Genomic DNA, 17,581 nt, shown 5'->3' on the forward strand with positions numbered 1-17,581 from the left:
TCGTCACCGTCCTGTACCACCGCCGAGCCCTTCGCCTTGCGCCGCACATCTCTTGCCCTTCGTTCCATCCCCCTGATCCTGTTCGCGGGTTTCCTGTCGCTTCCGGTGCTGGCGGTGCTCGCATCGTGGCTGCCGGTCGGGCAGGGCGACGCGCAAGCGGGCAGCATCCTGCGCGAGATGGCGTCCACCGTGCTGCCCGGCTATGTGTGGACCACGCTGTGGCTCAGCCTGCTGGTCGCGGTGGGAGCTGCCATCGTGGGCACGGGCACGGCGGCGATGGTGACGCTGTTCGACTTCCCGGGCCGTCGCACATTCGAATGGCTGCTGCTGCTGCCACTGGCCATGCCGGCGTACGTCACCGCGTATGCGTACACCGACTTCTTGCAGTTCAGCGGGCCGCTGCAGGTGGGGCTGCGCAACACCTTCGGCCTGGAGGGCCGCCTGCTGCCCGAGGTGCGCAGCCTGGGTGGTGCCGTGTGGGTGTTCATCTTCTCGCTGTACCCGTATGTGTACCTGCTGGCCCGCACCGCGTTGGGCGAGCGTGCGGCCCACCTCATGGAGGCGGCGCGGCTGCTGGGCGCGCCGCTGTCGCGCCGCATCCGCACCGTGGCCCTGCCGCTGGCGCGCCCCGCGGTGGCGGCTGGCGTGGCGCTGGTGCTCATGGAGACGCTGGCCGACTTCGGTGTCACCAGCTATTTCGGCATCCAGACCTTCACCACCGGCATCTACAAGGCCTGGCTGTCCATGGACAACCGGCTCGCGGCAGCGCAGCTGGCCACCATCCTTCTCGTGCTGGTGCTGTTGCTGCTGCACCTGGAGCACCGTGCGCAAAAGCGCATGCGCTTTGCGGCCAGCGGCGGACGCGCGGGCTCGGCCGAGGCGCAGCCCGTGCGGTTGCGCGGTGCGCGCTGCGCAGCCGCATGGGCCATCTGCGTGCTGCCCGTCGTCATGGGGTTCGTGGCGCCGGTGTTCTTCATGCTGCGCCCGCTGGCGGCCGACTGGTCGGTGCTGCCCTGGGAGCGTTTTGTGGACTGGGCCTGGAACAGCGTGCGCCTGGGCGGCATCACCGCCGGCCTGGCTGTGGCGGTGGCACTGGCGCTGGCTTTTGCCGTGCGCCGCCAGCCCGACCGCATAACGCGCGGCGTGGTGCAGCTGGCCAGCGTGGGCTACGCCGTGCCCGGCGCGGTGATCGTGGTGGGCCTTTTGCTGCCCGTGGGCTGGCTGCAGGCCACCGTGCCCCAGTGGGGTGTGGGAGCGCTGGTCACGGCCACTGCGTTCGGCATCGTGTGGGCGTACCTGGTGCGCTTTTGCGCGGTGGCGCTGCAGTCCCTGCAAAGCGGGTATGCGCGCATTCCGCCCAGCCTGGACGCCTCTGCCCGCATGCTGGGCGCGGGCAGCGCTCGGCTGCTGGCGCGCGTGCACTGGCCGCTGCTCAAGCGTTCCACCGCCGCGGCGGCGCTGCTGGTGTTCGTGGATGTGATGAAGGAGCTGCCCGCCACCATGGTGCTGCGCCCCTTCAACAGCGACACCCTGGCCGTCGTGGCCTACCAGCTGGCGCGCGATGAACGCCTGGGCGAGGCGGCCCTGCCGTCGCTGGCGCTGGTGGCAGTGGGGCTGGTGCCGGTGATCCTGCTGAGCCGCACGCTGCGCAGCCGGGCCTGAGGCGGGCCGTCCCGGGCCGCCGCAGGCCTGCTGCCGTGGCCTGGTTTGCGGTGCTGCGGGCCAGAAGGGCCACAAGCGCGTGGAGCCCGCATTCTCAGGTTCTCATGCCTTGGACCGCAGCTTGATGCCCAACCTCCGCCATCCGATCACCACCCCCGTCGCGCTCATCAGCACTCCGCCCAAGCTCAGCACGATCAGCACCCCATCCCACAGCGGCCTGCGTTGAAGGAGGGGCAGCCAGTCCCAGCTGTGCAGCATGCCGAAGAGCCAGCGGCTCGCGCGGCGGTGGCTGTCGGTGCGGCCGAGCACCGAGCCTGTGTGGGGGTCGATATGCACCCAGGTGGCGTGCGGGTCGCCGAACATCACCCGCAGCACGGGCAGCGGCTTGTCGGTGCCGCCGGTCATGGTGTGGGCGGCACGGTCGTAGTAGTGCAGGTCGTAGGCCTGCAGTGTGTCGGTGCGTACCACGGGGTAGGGAAGCAGCCGGGCCGCAGCCTGGGCCACCTCGTCGCCGGGCCAGTCGTGGGGCAGGGCCGTCACGGCATCGAGCATCGCCGGGGCAGCTGCCGGGCCTTGTGCCTGTACCAGCGTGTGGCCTGCTGCACGCACCCAGCGCAGCTCGCGGGTGTCGGGCGAAGCCGCCGCGAGCAGGGCATGCACCGGGGCGGGCTGGCCCGGCAGGACCAGCGGGCCGCCGTGCATGTCCTGGGTGCGCAATGCGGGTGCCGCGCTGTCGAAGATCCTCCAGGGGTTCATCGACATCAGCCCGCTGAAGATCCAGGTGAAGGTGGTGAGCGCGAACACCAGGCCGAACACATGGTGCCAGCGCATCATGAACCCCCGGTACGGCGTGCGCGAGCCGTTCTTGTAGCGCCCAGCGAAGCGCCAGCGCATCACGCCCACCGCAGTGCCCGTGAGCGTCATCGCGATCCCGGCGATCGACAGCCAGTTCACGATGTCGGCCCAGTAGACGTCCAGCACGCCGCCGCGCAATGGGTACAGCCAGTGGATCCATGCGCCCGCGTAGTTCCAAAGCCGTTCGGTGCGGGTGGCATCGCGCACCACCTCGCCGGTGGTGCCCGACACGTACACCATGGTGCCTTCGCTGTCGCCCAGGTACAGGCGGTGCAGCGGGCGGTGCGCGTCCAGGGCGCGCGAGTGCGTGAAGGCGTCTTCCGCCACCTCGCCCAGGTGCTGGATGTCCCGGGCGGGCCCGGGTGCAAACGCCTGCGCGGAGGCCATGGCGTGGCCCTTGTCGATCCCTGCCAGCACCTCGCCCGTCGCCGCGTCGATGACGGTGGCTGCGGGTGCCTTGCGCGGACTGGCCGCTCCGTCCTGCGGGACGGGCACGGCCAGGTAGACGGCGCGTCCCGCGCTGGCCACGGCCAGGCGCAGGTCCCGCAGCGGGCCGGTGATGCCGGCTTGCCGCAGGGCCTCGGCGGGCTCCAGCGCCACGGTGGCAGCGCGCAGCGGGGGCAGGTGTGCCAGCCGTTCGGCCTGCGTGAGTTTGGGGTAGCCCACGTACATCATCACCACGCCCGAGACGAACCACATGGCGAAGAAGGCGCACAGCAGCACCCCCAGCCAGCGGTGGACGAGGTACAGCCAGCGTTTGGCGTGTGGCATCTGCGGTGCTCCGCCTGCGTCAGAACGCGGTGTGCAGCGTCACGTCCAGCGTGCGCGGTGCGCCCAGGTAGACCTGATCGCGCGTCTCGGCCGCGTAGATGCGGTCGGTGGCGTTGCGCACGCGGGTGGTGAGCGTGGTGGTCTTGTTGACCTTCCATGCCAGGCCCAGGTCCAGCAGCGTGTATGACGGCCAGAACTTGGTATTGGCCGCATTGCCATACACCTTGCCCACATGGCGTACGCCCGCGCTGGCCGTGATGGTGGGTGTGATCGCGTACGAGGCCCACAGGTTGGCCACCTGCTGCGGCACCAGCTGGGGCACATTGCCCGCGCGCGAAACGCCGCCCTGCACAAAGTTCTCGTACCGTGCGCGGATCAGCGACAGGTTGCCCTGCAGCTGCCACTGCGGCGTGGGGCGGATGCCTGCCGACAGCTCGATGCCCTTGGACGACTGCTCGCCCACCAGCACCGTGAGGTTGGGGTTGGACGGGTCTTGCGATGCGATGTTCTTGCGGCGGATTTCAAAGGCCGCCACCGTGGCGCTGCCTTTGCCGTCCCAGAAGTCGAACTTGCTGCCCACCTCGACCTGGCGGCCCGTGGTCAGCTCGCTGTTGTTGCGCACATCGGCAAACGAGGCCGAGGCCAGCGAGCCCGATGGTGGGTCTGCCGCGTTGGAGGCCTGCGCGTAGAGGTTGGCGCCGGGAGCAATGTCCCACACCACACCCAGGCGGCCGGTGGTGGGGCTGTAGCTGCGGCTGAAGGTGGCGGGCGACGTGGCCGTCACCGCACGGCGGTTCACCAGGTCGAGGTCGATGCGCTCGTGGCGCAGGGCGGTGATGAGGTTCACGCCGGATGCCACCAGGGTGCGGTTTTCAAGGTACAGCGCCGTGTTGGTGATCTTGTTGTCCTTGTCGGGGTTCAGGGCGGGCGACATGCCGGGAATGTCGAAGAAATTCTCGGTGGAAAAGTGGTAGGGATTGACCGTGCTCACGGTGACCGAGGGGCCCAACGGGAAGCGCGTCTGCTTGTTCACGCTCACATCGAGGCCAAAGGCCCAGTCGCTCTTGCGGCCTGCGAGCTGGCCTTGGTAGGTGCCCTCCAGCCGGTCGCCCACCAGCGTCTGGTCATGGCGCTGCAGATAGGGCGCCGTGCGGGTGACGGCGGTGTTGCTAGCGTTGAAGGTGTAGATCTCGACATTGCGGTAGTCGCGCAGGGCGTCGTACACGTAGAACGTGTTCTTGAACTGCAACGCATCCGACGCGCGCCACTGCGCTACCGAGCGCAGCCACTGCACGCGGTGCTCGTACATGCCGTCGGCGCTGTTGTAGTTCTTGAAGCGCGTGGCAGGGTCGATGGTCAGCGCGCCCACGGCGGGGTTCAGCACCGGCGTGCCCCAGTAAGGGCGGTCCACATGGTCCTTCTGGTATTCGTAGGCCAGCGTGTGGCTGAAGCCGCCGCCCAGGTCCGACAGCAGAGAGGTCGCGAGTTGGGTGGACTGGGTTTGGGTGCCTTCTGTCCAGCTGCCAGCGTTGCGGTGGTTCAGGTCGATGCGCGCGTAGTGGGCCGGGCCTGCGCCGCCATCGCCGCCCGCGATGCGGCGGTTCAGGCCGACGGACACTTCCTTCATGTCGTAGGAGCCCAGACGCAGTTGGCCCTCGGCGAAGTTGCTGCGCTCGGCCGTCTTGGTGATGTAGTTGATGGAGCCGCCCACGCCGCCCGAGCCGTACAGAAAACTCGACGCTCCGCCGATGGCTTCGACGCGGTCGTAGATCCAGCTATCGACCGCGCGCGTGGCACTGCCGTACTGCGGGTTGATGCCGTTGTAGAGCTGCGCCACCGAGTTGGACGTGAACCCCCGGTAGTGCGCGGACATGGAGCCCGGCGCGTTGTGCGCCACCACGCCCGGCACCGCGCGCAGGATTTCCTGCGTGTCCTGCGCGCCGCGTGCGTCGATGGTGGCGCGGTCTACCACGGTGACGGAGGCGGGGTTCTCGCGCACCGTCAGGCCCAGGCGGCTGCCGGTGTCCACGGGGGTGTCCAGGCTGAGCTTGCCATTGGGGGATGCAGCGGAGTCCACCACATCCACGGCCTGCAGCGTGGGTGCGGTGGTGGTTTGTGCGTGGGCTGCAACCGAGGCCAGCGCGCAGGTGGCAAGTACGCCCAGGCACAAAGGGGAAAGGGGCAGGCGCGGGAAAGCCGCAGCGCTGCGCGAAGCAGAGGAGATACGGGACATGAAAACGCTCTTGTCTTGAAGCGACAGTGCCGCTGCCCCGCGCGTCAACACATCACACATCGCGCAAGGCAGCACTGTCTGGAAACCAACGGAACACGAAAGCGCAGCACCCGCCCACCAGGTCCGGGCGCTGCGAGGGGTTTCAGTTCAGGAGCGTGTTGGTGGCCCGCGCGCCGGCAGTGGCGCTGCGGTGGCGGCCGCGATGCGGGCAGCCTCGACGGGCTGAAGCGCATGGGCCAAGGGATGGGAGGGGATTGTTGCCGCCACTGGTGTGGGTGGCGGGGCGCTTGCGGTGGAGCACAAGGGGCAGTCCATGCCCATCGCGCCCATTTCGACGGTGCCGTCGTCTGTCTGCACCAGCAGCTTGATGGTGCCCGCGCCCGAGCAGATCACCTCAAAGGCCTGGGGGTGCACCAGCGGCGATGCAATCGCCACCCCCATCGACGCCACGAACCATGCGAGCACCCACAGGCGCATCGCAGCAAAGGTTCGTCGGGGGGCGGTCATGGGGCGGGATGATAGCGGAGGAGATCCAGTCCCACGCTGAGGCGGGCATGAGGGAGGGGGCGAGCCTTCCATCAGGAGATAGGCCCTGTGCGCCCCATTTGCTATTAAATAGATAGCTTGCAGCGCAACGTGGTAGGGCGGTAGGGCCTATTTTTCCTCATATTTTCAGCAACCCGCTGCGCCGCCTGTCCAGTGGGTTGCGGGCTGGCCGCTTCAAGCCTGCGTGTACGCCGTCTTCACCGTGGTGTAGAACTCGGCGGCGTAGCGCCCCTGCTCGCGCGGGCCATAGCTGCTGCTCTTGCGGCCGCCGAACGGCACGTGGTAGTCCACGCCCGCCGTGGGCAGGTTCACCATCACCATGCCGGCTTGCGCGTGGCGCTTGAAGTGCGTCGCGTGCTTGAGACTGGTGGTGGCGATGCCGCTGGCCAGGCCGAAGGGGGTGTCGTTGGCCAGGGCCAGCGCTTCGTCGTAGTTCTTCACGCGCTGCACGCTCACCACGGGGCCGAAGATCTCTTCGCGGTTGATGCGCATGCCGGGCGTGGTCTCGGTGAACAGGGCCGGGCGCAGGTAGAAGCCGGGTGCGCCGTCGGCGTTCTTCTCCAGGGCCTCGCCGCCGAAGGCGAGCTTGGCGCCTTCCTGCTGGCCGATGCCGATGTATTCCAGATCTTGGGCGAGCTGGCGGTCGTCCACCACGGGGCCGATGTCGGTGCCAGCCTTGCGGGCATCGTCCACCTTCAGTGTCTTCATTTTCTCGACCATGGCGGCCACGAAGCGGTCGTGGATGCCTTCCGTCACGATCACGCGGCTGCTGGCGGTGCAGCGCTGGCCGGTGGAGAAGAAGCCGCTGTTGATGGCCGCGCCCACGGCCACGTTCAGGTCGGCATCGTCCAGCACAACGAACGGGTTCTTGCCGCCCATCTCCAGCTGCACCTTGGCGCCGCGCGGCACGCAGGCGGCGGCCACGCGCTGGCCCGTGCCCACCGACCCGGTGAAGCTCACGCCGGCAATGCGCTCGTCTTCGAGCAGTACGGCGCCCACGTCCGAACCCCGGCCCATCACCAGGTTGAACACACCGGCGGGCAGGCCTGCGCGGTGCAGGATGTCGGCCAGTGCCCAGGCGGAGCCGGGCACCACTTCGGCGGGCTTGAACACCACGCAGTTGCCGTAGGCCAGGGCCGGGGCGATCTTCCAGGCCGGGATGGCGATGGGGAAGTTCCACGGGGTGATGATGCCGATGGTGCCCAGCGGCTCGCGCGTGATCTCGATGCCGACGCCGGGGCGCACAGACGGGATCATCTCGCCGCCGGGGCGCAGCGCCTCGCCGGCGAAGAACTTGAAGATGGCGGCCGCGCGGCCCACCTCGCCGATCGCCTCGGGCAGCGTCTTGCCTTCTTCGCGGGCCAGCAGGTCGCCCAGCTCGGCCTTGCGCGCGATGATCTCGTTGCCCACCGCGTCCAGGATGTCAAAGCGTTGCTGAGGCGTGGACACGCTCCATGCGGGGAAGGCCGCGTGGGCTGCCGACACGGCCTCCAGCGCCTGTTCGCGGCTGGCCACGGCGTAGTCGCCGATCACGTCGCGCGTGTCCGAGGGGTTGGTGTTGCGGTAGTTGCGGGCGCCTTCGGTCCAGGTGCCGCCAATCAGGTTTGCATGCATGGCTGTGGTGGGAGTCAGTGAGGTGAATGGATGGATGTAAGCGGCAAGTCTCAAGCCCTGCGGGCCGTGGACGTTGTGGCGCTTTGACCCGGCGCCGTGCCGCAAGCGCCGCCGTGATGCGGCTGCCCAGGGACGGCGCTCCGATGGCAAGGATTATGTTGTATGTCATCGTACAACAATGTGCACATACTGTTGCCAGGGTAACTACTTAGGCGCCGGGTACGGGCTGCCGTGGCGGGGGCGCTCAGCTGGCCTCTGCCTGCGCGCGACGGCGGCGCTCACGGCTGTTGGCCAGGTGGGTGCGCATGGCGGCGCGGGCCGCGTCCGGGTCCTGCGCCACGATGGCGTCGTAGATGCTTTCGTGCTCGCCGTTGACGCGCCGCAGGTACTGGCTGCGCTCGTTGCTCACGCCGTCCACCGAGTCCATGCGCGAGTCCAGGCGTGCCCGTGGAATGATCATGCTGCCCAGCGTGCCCATGAGTTCCGCGAAATGGCTGTTGTGCGTGGCGCGCGCGATCTCCAGGTGGAACTGGAAGTCCGACGCCACCGCATCGCGCCCTGCCTCCACGGCGGCGGCTACTGCGTCGAGCGCTTCGCGCATGGCCTTGAGGTTGGTGTCGGTGCGGCGCTGGGCGGCCAGGGCGGCGGCTTCGGTCTCCACGCCGATGCGCAGCTCCAGCACGGCGATCACGTCGCGCAGGGTGCTGAACTGGTCGGGTGTGATCTTGAAGCCGGGTGCCTGGCCCAGGCCCAGCACGAAGGTGCCGATGCCGTGCCGCGTCTCCACCAGGCCCGAGGCCTGCAGCTTGGAAATCGCCTCGCGCACCACGGTGCGGCTCACGCTGAACTCCGCCATGATGGCCGCTTCCGTGGGCAGCTTGGCGCCCAGCGCCAGGCGGCCGTCGCGGATGCGGTCGCCCAGGGATTCGACCAGTTCCAGGGCCAGGGTGCGGGGCTTGCGACGAAGCTCGGTATCGGTGTTCATTTCTTGGTGTTATCCCTATGTGGCCTCGTGGGGCAGAAGCAGTACATTGCACTTTCTTTGTTGTACGACAACTGATGACGTGCGACAAGAGTGTTGTCACTGTACCAAGAACCTCTGCCTTTGTAACCGCCATGCCTTGCCATCCGACGCCCATCCGTTTCCAACGCCTGCTATTGACCGGCGCCGCAGGAGGGCTGGGGAAAGAGCTGCGTTCGCGGCTCAAGGCCTACTGCACCACGCTGCGTCTGTCGGACATCGCCGACCTGGGCACCGAGGCCGACGGTGAGGAGCTGCGGCCGGCACGCCTGGAAGATGCCGCTGCGGTGCACAGCCTGCTCGAAGGAGTGGATGCCGTGATCCACCTGGGCGGCGTGTCCACCGAGCAGCCCTGGGACCTGATCCTGCAGGCCAACATCGTCGGCGCATACAACCTGTACGAAGCTGCGCGCAAGCAGGGCGTCAAGCGCGTGGTGTTCGCAAGCTCCAACCACGTGACCGGCTTCTACCGCCAGGACGAAGTCGTGGGCCTGGCCGACCCCGCCCGCCCCGACGGCCTGTACGGCCTGTCCAAGGCTTTCGGCGAAGATCTCTCGCGTTTTTACTTCGACCGCTACGGCATCGAGACGGTATGCCTGCGAATCGGCTCGTCCTTCCCTGAGCCGCGCAACCGCCGCATGCTCGCCACCTGGATGAGCTATGACGACCTGGAGCGCCTGGTGGTCGCCAGCCTGACCGCGCCCGTGGTGGGCCACAGCCTGATCTATGGCATGGGCGACAACACCACCACCTGGTGGGACAACACGCTGGCGCGCCACATCGGCTATCGCCCGCAGGACAGCTCCGAGCCCTTCCGCGCCAAGGTGGAAGCTGCCGACCCCCACCCCGATCTTTCGGACCCCGCCGTGATCTACCAGGGCGGTCCGTTCGTGCGCACCGGCCCTTTCGAATGAGCACGCGGATGGAATCCCGCATGGACCTGCTGCTGCCCGATCACCGCGACCAGGTGGGCGAAAGCCCCGTGTGGAGCCCTGCCGAGCAGGCGCTCTGGTGGGTGGACATTGAAGGCCGCAAGCTGCACCGCTGGACCTATGCGGACCAGCGTGTGCAGAGCTGGGACACCGCCGAACGCCCCGCGTGCGTCGCATTGCATGCGGCTGGCGGCCTGATCGCGGGCATGGACACGGGCGTGTTCCACCTGCTCCCCCAGGCCGATGGCACGCTCGCAGCCACGCTGCTGGCCGGCGTGGACCACCCTGAGCCCGGCATGCGCTTCAACGACGGCCGCTCTGACCGCCAGGGCCGCTTCTGGGCCGGCACCATGGTGCGCGACATGTCGCTCGCCCGGCCTGCGGGCAGCCTCTACCGCATGGATGCGCAGCGCGGCCTTTCGGCACCGCAGGTGCAGGGTCTGGTCACGCAGAACGGCCTGGGCTTCAGCCCCGACGGCAAGACCATGTACCTGAGCGACAGCCACCCGAGCGTGCAGCAGATCTGGCAACTGCCGCTGCACGACGACGGCTCGCTGGGCGAGCGCTCGCTGTTTGTGGACATGCGCCCGCTGCCCGGCCGGCCCGACGGCGGTGCGGTGGATGCCGACGGCTGCTACTGGATCTGCGGCAATGACGCCGGCGTGGTGCACCGCTTCACGCCCGACGGCCGCCTGGACCGGTCCATCGCCGTGCCCACCAGCAAGCCTTCGATGTGCAGCTTCGGCGGCCCGGGGATGGACGTGCTGTTCATCACCTCCATCCGCCCGGGGCAGCCCCAGGGCGACGACGTGGCGCTGGGCGGCGCGATCTTCGCCACCCGGCCCGGCGTGGCGGGACTGCCGGAAACACCCTGCCGGAGCGCCTGACAGACAACAGGCCCTTCGGAACTCTCCCTCATTCACAACACTTTCAACCCAGGAGACAACCATGAAGATCCCCCACTTGTTCGGCCGCGTCGCTCTCGCTGCCAGCATGCTGCTCGGCAGCGTGGCCGCGCAGGCCACGGAGTTCCGATCCTCCGACATTCACCCCGAGGACTACCCCACCGTGCTGGCCGTGCGCCACATGGGCGAGACGCTGTCCAAGGCCACCGGCGGCAAGCACAGCATCAAGGTGTACGCCAAGGGCTCGCTCGGCATCGAGAAGGACACCATCGAGCAGACCAAGCTGGGCGCGATCGCCATGACGCGCGTGAATGTGGCTCCGATGAACAACATCTGCCCCGCGACCATGGTGCCCACCATGCCCTTCCTGTTCCGCGACAAGGAGCACATGCGCAAGGTGCTCGACGGCGCCATCGGCGACGAGATCCTGAAGGACTGCGAATCGCAAGGCTTCATCGGCCTGGCTTTCTATGACAGCGGCGCACGTTCCATCTACACCGTCAAGAAGCCCATCAAGACCCTGGCCGACGTCAAGGGCCTGAAGGTGCGCGTGCAGCAGAGCGACCTGTGGGTCTCGCTGCTCGAAGCCATGGGCGCCAACGCCACCCCCATGCCCTTCGGCGAGGTCTACACCGCGCTCAAGACCGGCCTGGTGGACGCCGCCGAGAACAACTACCCCAGCTACGAAAGCTCGCGCCACTTCGAAGTGGCCAAGTACTTCAACAAGACCGAGCACTCCATGGCGCCCGAGATCCTGTTGTTCAGCAAGCGCGTGTGGGACACCCTGAGCGCCGATGAGCAGAAGGCCATCCGCGCCGCCGCCAAGGAATCCGTGGGCTTCATGCGCAAGATCTGGGACGAGCGTGAAGAGAAATCCCTGGCCACCGTGAAGGCCGGCGGCGCGCAGATCGTGGAGATCGACAAGGTCGCGTTCAAGACCGCCATGAAGCCGGTGTACGACAAGTTCCTGAAGGACCCCAAGCTGCAGGACATGGTCAAGCGCATCGACGCCGTGAAATAAGAAAAGAAGCCTCCCGGGCTGCAGTCCGCCGTGCGCGGCTGCGGCCCATTCCTTCCCTGTTGTCTTGCGAATGTCTCTTATGTACACGCGTCTTTGCGCTTTCATCGCGCGCACCTGCCTGCAGCTCGGGGTCGGAGGGCTGGTGCTGCTGGTCTGCGCCGTGCTCTACCAGGTCATCGGCCGCTACATCTTCAACGACACGCCCACCTGGGCCGAAAGCGGCGCGGTGTTGCTGGTGCTGTACGTCACCATGCTGGGCATGGCAGTGGGCGTGCGTGACGCGGGCCACATCGGCCTCGAATCCTTCCTGGTGCTCGCGCCCGACTGGCTGCGTCACAAGCTGGAAATCGTGATCCACGTGCTGGTGCTGATCTTCGGCGTGGTCATGGCCTGGAACTGCGGCGTGCTGGCCGAGTCCGTGGCGCCCTACAAGATTCCCACGCTCGGCATCTCCGAAGCGTTCAAGTACGTTCCCCCCGCGCTCGCCGGCGTGCTGGTGGCGATGTTCTCGCTCGAGCACATCATTGCCCTGGTCCGCGGCACAGAGGTCGAGCCCGCCTGGCACTAGGCCCCTGCACTTAACGTCCTTACAAAGATTTCCATCATGGCGTTGACCATTCTGTGCGTGACCTTCACGCTCCTGCTGCTGCTGGGCGTGCCCGTGGCCTTTTCCATCGGCCTGTCGTCGCTGGCCACCATCCTGTACGAAGGCCTGCCCCTGGCCGTGGGCTTCCAGCAGATGATTTCGGGCATGAACCCGTTCTCGTTCCTGGCGATCCCGTTCTTCATCTTCGCGGGCGAGATCATGATGTACGGCGGCATCGCCGACCGCATCGTCAACTTCGCCAAGAGCGTGGCGGGCCATGTGCGCGGCGGTCTGGGCATGAGCAACGTGCTGGCCTGCACGCTGTTCGGCGGTGTCTCGGGATCGCCCGTGGCCGACGTGTCCGCCATGGGTGCAGTGCTCATCCCGCAGATGAAGAAAGAGGGCTATCACGCCGACTACGCGGTGAACGTGACCACGCACGCCTCGCTGGTGGGCGCGCTCATGCCCACGTCGCACAACCTCATCATCTTCACGCTGGCGGCGGGGGGCAAGGTGAGCATTGCCGCGCTGATCCTCGCGGGCATCGTGCCGGCGCTGCTGCTGACCATCTGCAACCTGGCCGCCGCCTACCTCGTGGCGGTCAAGCGCGGCTACCCTGCCGGCACGTTCCCCGGCTGGGAGATCGTGTGGATCTCGTTCCGCGCTTCCGTCCCCGGCCTGGCCGTGGTGGTGATCATCATCGCGGGCATTCTGTCGGGCGCCTTCACGGCGACCGAGTCGGCGTCGGTGGCGGTGCTCTGGGCGCTGGTGTTGTCTGTCTTCGTCTACAAGAAGCTCACGCGCGAGCAGTTTCTCAAGGCTGCATCCAAGGCCGTCAAGACCACGGGCACGGTGCTGCTGCTCATCGGCATCTCGTCGATGTTCGGCTACCTCATCGGCCTGTACGGCGTGGCGGAACTCACGGGCGATGCGCTCAAGTCCATGACCTCTTCGCCGTGGGTGATCTTCCTGTGCGTGAACATCATCCTGTTCGTGCTGGGCACCTTCCTCGACATGGCGGCGACCATCCTGATCTGCACTCCGATCTTCCTGCCCATCTGCCAGCAGTTCGGCATGAGCACCGAGCAGTTCGGCATCGTGATGCTGATCAACTGCGCCCTGGGCCTGAACACGCCGCCCGTGGGCACCACGCAGTTCATCGGGTGCACCATCGGCGGGGTGTCGGTGGGCGAGGTGATGAAGACCATCTGGCCGTTCTATGGCGCGCTCATCGTGGCGTTGATGCTGGTCACCTACGTGCCGCAGTTCTCCATGTGGCTGCCGGACCTGGTCTTGAAGGGCGGTGGGTGAAGCAGGCCAGGGGCTGGCCACCGGCCCGCCACCTGGCAGCTTGTCCACCGGGTGTGACGATGAGTGAAGCGACGACATGCGCGAGGCGCCCGCGATGACCCCGGCGGCGGCATGGCGCGATTTTTTGTGCAAGCTGCGCAGCGCCAGCAAGAAGTGAAAGAAGTGACAGACCCGATGCGAGAAGCCCTCACCATCCGCATGCATGCGGACGACAACGTCGCCATCGTCGCCAACGACGGTGGCCTGCCTGCCGGCACCGTGCTGCCGCAGGGCGTGCCCGGCGCCGGTATCGTGCTGCGCGACAAGGTGCCCCAGGGCCACAAGGTGGCGCTGGCGGACATCCCCGAGGGCGCCGTGGTGCGCCGCTACAACGTGCCCATCGGCTACGCGCTCAAGGACATCGCCGCCGGCAGCTGGGTGCACGAGCGTCTGCTGCAGATGCCCTCTGCGCGCGCGCTGGAGGGCTTGCCCATGGCCACGGTCACGCCCCCCGTGCTGGAGCCGTTGACGGGATACACCTTCGAGGGCTACCGCAACGCCGACGGCTCCGTGGGCACGCGCAACATCCTGGCGATCACCACCACGGTGCAGTGCGTGGCCGGCGTGGTCGCGCAGGCCGTGCAGCGCATCAAGGCCGAACTGCTGCCGCACTACCCGCACGTCGACGACGTGATCGGCCTGGAACACACCTACGGCTGCGGCGTGGCCATCGATGCGCCCGACGCGGTCATCCCCATCCGCACGCTCAAGCACATCAGCCTGAACCCCAACTTCGGCGGCGAGGTCATGGTGGTGAGCCTGGGCTGCGAGAAGCTGCAGCCCGACCGCCTGCTGCCCCCGGGCAGCTTCCCCATCACCGACGAGCGCGATGCCGCGCTGGGCCCCGAGACCGTGTGCCTGCAGGCCGACCACCACGTGGGCTTCATGTCGATGCTGGACGACATATTGCAAAGCGCCAGGCCCCACCTGGAACGCCTGAATGCCCGCCGCCGCGAGACCATCCCGGCCAGCGAGCTGGTGCTGGGCGTGCAGTGCGGCGGCAGCGATGCGTTCTCGGGCGTCACCGCCAACCCGGCCGTGGGCTTTTGCGCCGACCTGCTGGTGCGCGCCGGCGCCACCGTGATGTTCAGCGAGAACACCGAGGTGCGCGATGCGGTGGAGCAGCTCACCAGCCGCGCGGCCACGCCCGAGGTGGCCGAAGCCATCGTGCGCGAACTGGGCTGGTACGACCGCTATCTGGACCGCGGCCGCGTGGACCGCGCCGCCAATACCACGCCGGGCAACAAGGCCGGCGGGCTGTCGAACATTGCCGAAAAGGCCATGGGCTCCATCATCAAGAGCGGCACTGCGCCCATCTCCCATGTGCTGGCCCCCGGCGAGAAGCTGCGCCGCGACCAGCGCGGCCTGGTGTATGCCGCCACGCCCGCCAGCGACTTCATCTGCGGCACGCTGCAGCTGGCCGCCGGCATGAACCTGCACGTGTTCACCACCGGCCGGGGCACGCCCTACGGCCTGGCCGAATGCCCCGTGGTCAAGGTGGCCACGCGCAGCGACCTGGCGCGCCGCTGGCACGACCTGATGGACATCAACGCCGGCAAGATCGCCGACGGCGAGGCCACCATTGAGGACCTGGGCTGGGAGATGTTCCGCCTGCTGCTGGACGTGGCCAGCGGCCGCAAGAAGACCTGGGCGGAGCAGTGGAAGCTGCACAACGCCTTGGTGCTGTTCAATCCGGCACCGGTGACTTGAAGCGGCACCCCCTGAGTCGCTTCGCGCCTTCCCCCTCCCTCTACGCGCTGCGCGCTAGGGGAGGGGGACGCAGCCAGCGCGGCGGGGCGGCCCTTGCGCGGCTGCCCCCGCCTGGACTGCGCCCTTCGGATGCGACGGGGATGGTGCATAGCGCGGGGGATGCCGACCCGGTGGGCCTGTGGCCTGAAGCGGCAAGTCACTCACACAGCCAGTCCTCGCACGGGCTGTTTCACTGAAAAGAAGAGTTCACATGGGTCATACCCGATTTTCCGACCGCAAGGTCGTGGTGGCGCTGGCGCTGCTGTGCTGCCTGCTCTGGGGCAGCTCCTACCCCGCCATCAAGACCGGCTATGCCTGGTTCGGCATTGCCCGCACCGACATCCCTTCGCAGCTGGTGTTCGCGGGCTGGCGCTTCCTGGGGGCGGGGTTCATCCTGCTGGCCTGGGCGCTGAGCCAGCGCAAGGCCATCGTGAACCTGGGGGCGGGCAGCGCGCGCCAGCTGGTGGTGCTGGGCCTGTCGCAGACCACACTGCAGTATGTGTTCTTCTACGTGGGGCTGGCCTACACCACGGGGGTCAAGGGCTCCATCATGAACGCCACCGGCACCTTCTTCAGCGTGCTGCTGGCCCACTGGGTCTACCACAACGACCGGCTGAGCCATGCCAAGCTGTGGGGCTGTGTGGTGGGCTTCGTGGGGGTCATGGTGGTCAACCTGGGGCGCGGCTCGCTGGACCTGGACTTCACGCTGCTGGGCGAAGGCTTCGTCGTGATCGCCGCGTTCGTGCTGGCCGCTGCCAGCATCTACGGCAAGCAGGTGTCGCAGCGCATGGATTCGGTGGTGATGACTGGCTGGCAGCTGGGCATCGGTGGCGCGGCGCTGCTGGCCATCGGCTGGGCGCTGGGCGGCTCGCTCACGGGCTTCACCTGGCGCTCGGCCCTGCTGCTGGTGTACCTGGCGCTGCTGTCGTCGGCCGCCTTCTCTCTGTGGAGCATCTTGCTCAAGCACAACCGGGTGAGCCAGGTCACGGTGTTCAACTTCACGGTGCCGATCTTCGGCGCGGCGCTGTCGGCGCTGTTCCTGGGCGAGGCGCTGCTGGAGTGGAAGAACCTGCTGGCGCTGGTGCTGGTGTGCGCGGGCATCTGGCTGGTCACGCGCGATGCGCCTGCGGCCGCGCCAGCCACGCCCGCTGCCAAGCCCTAGACTTGCAGCCCATGGCCCACACCCTTGATCGTGATGCCTTTCGGCACACCCTGAACGACCAGACCACCGACCTGTACACCCTGCGCGGCGCGGGCGGGCTGCAGGTGGCGGTCAGCAACTACGGAGCCCGCCTGGTGCAGGTGGCGGTGCCGGACGGGCAGGGCGGCCTGGCCGATGTGGCACTGGGCTACGACAGCCTGCAGGGCTACCTGGACGGGCAGCTCTCCATGGGCGCGATCATCGGACGCTGGGCCGGGCGGCTGCGCCACGGACAGCTGAAGTTGCCCGATGGCGCCACCCTGCAACTGCCCACCAACAGCGGCCCGCACCACCACCACGGGGGCCCGCTGGGCAGCCGGTTCCAGGTGTTCACGGTGACCCAGGTGCAGCCCGATGCGCTGCGCCTGCAGCACGTGTTTCGCACGCAGGACGACGGCGTGCCCGGCACCGTGCGGCTGACGCTGGACCTGGCCGTGGCGCCCGACAACGCACTGCACATGGCCTGGACGGCCGAGGTGGCCGACGCACCCAGCGTGGTCAACATCACCGGCCATGCGTTCTTCAACCTGGCCGGTGCCGGAAGCACGCACGGCCACCTGCTGCAGGTGCCGGCCAGCCACTATGTGCCGCTGGCGGCGGATGTGTGCCCCGTCGGCACCGTGGAGCCGGTGCAGGGCACGCCGTTCGACTTTCGTGCGCCCCGCCGTGTGGGCGATGCCGTGGCGCAATCGCACGAGCAACTGGTGCGCGCAGGCGGGCTGGACCACTACCTGGCCTGGGGCGACGCTCCCGGCGCCGCGCTGCCCGCCTGGGCACAGCAGGCACCCGCGCCGGTCTCACCCATCACGCCAGGGGGGCTGCGCCCCGCGGCCCTGCTCAGCGACCCGGGCAGCGGCCGCGCGATGCAGGTGTGGACCACCGCGCCGGGCGTGCAGGTGTATGCGGGCCACGGCCTGAAAGCCGACCCGATGCGTGACAGCGGGCGCAGCGCCATCGGCGCGCCCGGCACGCCCTGGCTGTGGCAGCCCGGCGACGGCATTTGCCTGGAGCCCATGGAGTACCCCGACGCGCCCAACCACCCAGGCTTCCATGCACGCTGGTGGCAGCCGGGCGAGGTGGTGCGCGGGGCCATCGTCTACCGGTTCACAGGCTGATGCGTCCGCCTGCCTTCATG

14 protein-coding genes are annotated in these 17,581 nt (G+C 68.0%); 9 read left to right on the top strand and 5 right to left on the bottom strand.

Features of this window, described 5'->3' with window-relative positions; translation table 11 throughout:
• Positions 1-36 precede the first annotated feature (36 nt).
• Complete coding sequence (locus KW835_RS09580) at positions 37-1,662, top strand: iron ABC transporter permease (RefSeq protein ID WP_218382118.1); 1,626 nt, start codon at positions 37-39, stop codon at positions 1,660-1,662.
• A 102-nt stretch (positions 1,663-1,764) separates the two neighbouring features.
• Here KW835_RS09580 and KW835_RS09585 read toward each other — a convergent pair whose 3' ends face one another.
• The 5 genes from KW835_RS09585 to KW835_RS09605 all read right to left on the bottom strand — a co-directional run bounded on the left by KW835_RS09585 (position 1,765) and on the right by KW835_RS09605 (position 8,666).
• A complete protein-coding gene (locus tag KW835_RS09585) occupies positions 1,765-3,288 on the bottom strand; it encodes a PepSY-associated TM helix domain-containing protein (protein WP_218382119.1) in 1,524 nt (507 codons plus the stop codon).
• A gap of 19 nt (positions 3,289-3,307) precedes the next feature.
• Complete coding sequence (locus tag KW835_RS09590) at positions 3,308-5,521, bottom strand: TonB-dependent siderophore receptor (RefSeq protein WP_218382120.1); 2,214 nt, start codon at positions 5,519-5,521, stop codon at positions 3,308-3,310.
• Between the two features lie 147 nt (positions 5,522-5,668).
• Positions 5,669-6,028, bottom strand: coding sequence for a DUF2946 family protein (locus KW835_RS09595; protein WP_218382121.1), 360 nt, complete (start codon positions 6,026-6,028; stop codon positions 5,669-5,671).
• Positions 6,029-6,241: 213 nt separating this feature from the next.
• Positions 6,242-7,681, bottom strand: coding sequence for an aldehyde dehydrogenase family protein (locus tag KW835_RS09600; protein ID WP_218382122.1), 1,440 nt, complete (start codon positions 7,679-7,681; stop codon positions 6,242-6,244).
• Positions 7,682-7,925: 244 nt separating this feature from the next.
• On the bottom strand, positions 7,926-8,666 hold the full coding sequence (locus KW835_RS09605) for a FadR/GntR family transcriptional regulator (RefSeq protein WP_218382123.1): 741 nt from the start codon (positions 8,664-8,666) through the stop codon (positions 7,926-7,928).
• Positions 8,667-8,797: 131 nt separating this feature from the next.
• Here KW835_RS09605 and KW835_RS09610 point away from each other — a divergent pair, with 131 nt between their 5' ends.
• The 8 genes from KW835_RS09610 (at position 8,798) to KW835_RS09645 (ending at position 17,561) form a co-directional block, all read left to right on the top strand.
• Positions 8,798-9,616: an NAD(P)-dependent oxidoreductase gene (locus tag KW835_RS09610; RefSeq protein WP_218382124.1), complete on the top strand. Its 819-nt coding sequence runs from the start codon at positions 8,798-8,800 to the stop codon at positions 9,614-9,616.
• 8 nt (positions 9,617-9,624) lie between these two features.
• The gene (locus tag KW835_RS09615; RefSeq protein ID WP_255593419.1) at positions 9,625-10,521 is read left to right on the top strand and encodes an SMP-30/gluconolactonase/LRE family protein; all 897 of its coding nucleotides are present in this window, start codon (positions 9,625-9,627) and stop codon (positions 10,519-10,521) included.
• Between the two features lie 61 nt (positions 10,522-10,582).
• Positions 10,583-11,560, top strand: a complete 978-nt coding sequence (locus tag KW835_RS09620; protein ID WP_218382125.1) for a TRAP transporter substrate-binding protein — start codon at positions 10,583-10,585, stop codon at positions 11,558-11,560.
• A 79-nt stretch (positions 11,561-11,639) separates the two neighbouring features.
• Entirely contained in the window at positions 11,640-12,128 is a 489-nt protein-coding gene (locus KW835_RS09625; RefSeq protein ID WP_218382163.1) for a TRAP transporter small permease, read from the top strand.
• Positions 12,129-12,164: 36 nt separating this feature from the next.
• A complete protein-coding gene (locus KW835_RS09630) occupies positions 12,165-13,457 on the top strand; it encodes a TRAP transporter large permease (protein ID WP_218382126.1) in 1,293 nt (430 codons plus the stop codon).
• Between the two features lie 174 nt (positions 13,458-13,631).
• Complete coding sequence (gene garD, locus KW835_RS09635) at positions 13,632-15,206, top strand: galactarate dehydratase (protein ID WP_255593420.1); 1,575 nt, start codon at positions 13,632-13,634, stop codon at positions 15,204-15,206.
• A gap of 250 nt (positions 15,207-15,456) precedes the next feature.
• A complete protein-coding gene (locus KW835_RS09640; RefSeq protein WP_218382127.1) occupies positions 15,457-16,407 on the top strand; it encodes a DMT family transporter in 951 nt (316 codons plus the stop codon).
• An 11-nt stretch (positions 16,408-16,418) separates the two neighbouring features.
• Positions 16,419-17,561 carry an aldose epimerase family protein gene (locus KW835_RS09645; protein WP_218382128.1) on the top strand — a complete coding sequence of 381 codons (1,143 nt, stop codon included), beginning with the start codon at positions 16,419-16,421 and terminating at the stop codon, positions 17,559-17,561.
• Positions 17,562-17,581 lie beyond the last annotated feature (20 nt).

This window comes from Acidovorax sp. sic0104, assembly GCF_019219095.1.
Taxonomy (GTDB): Bacteria; Pseudomonadota; Gammaproteobacteria; order Burkholderiales; family Burkholderiaceae_C; genus Acidovorax.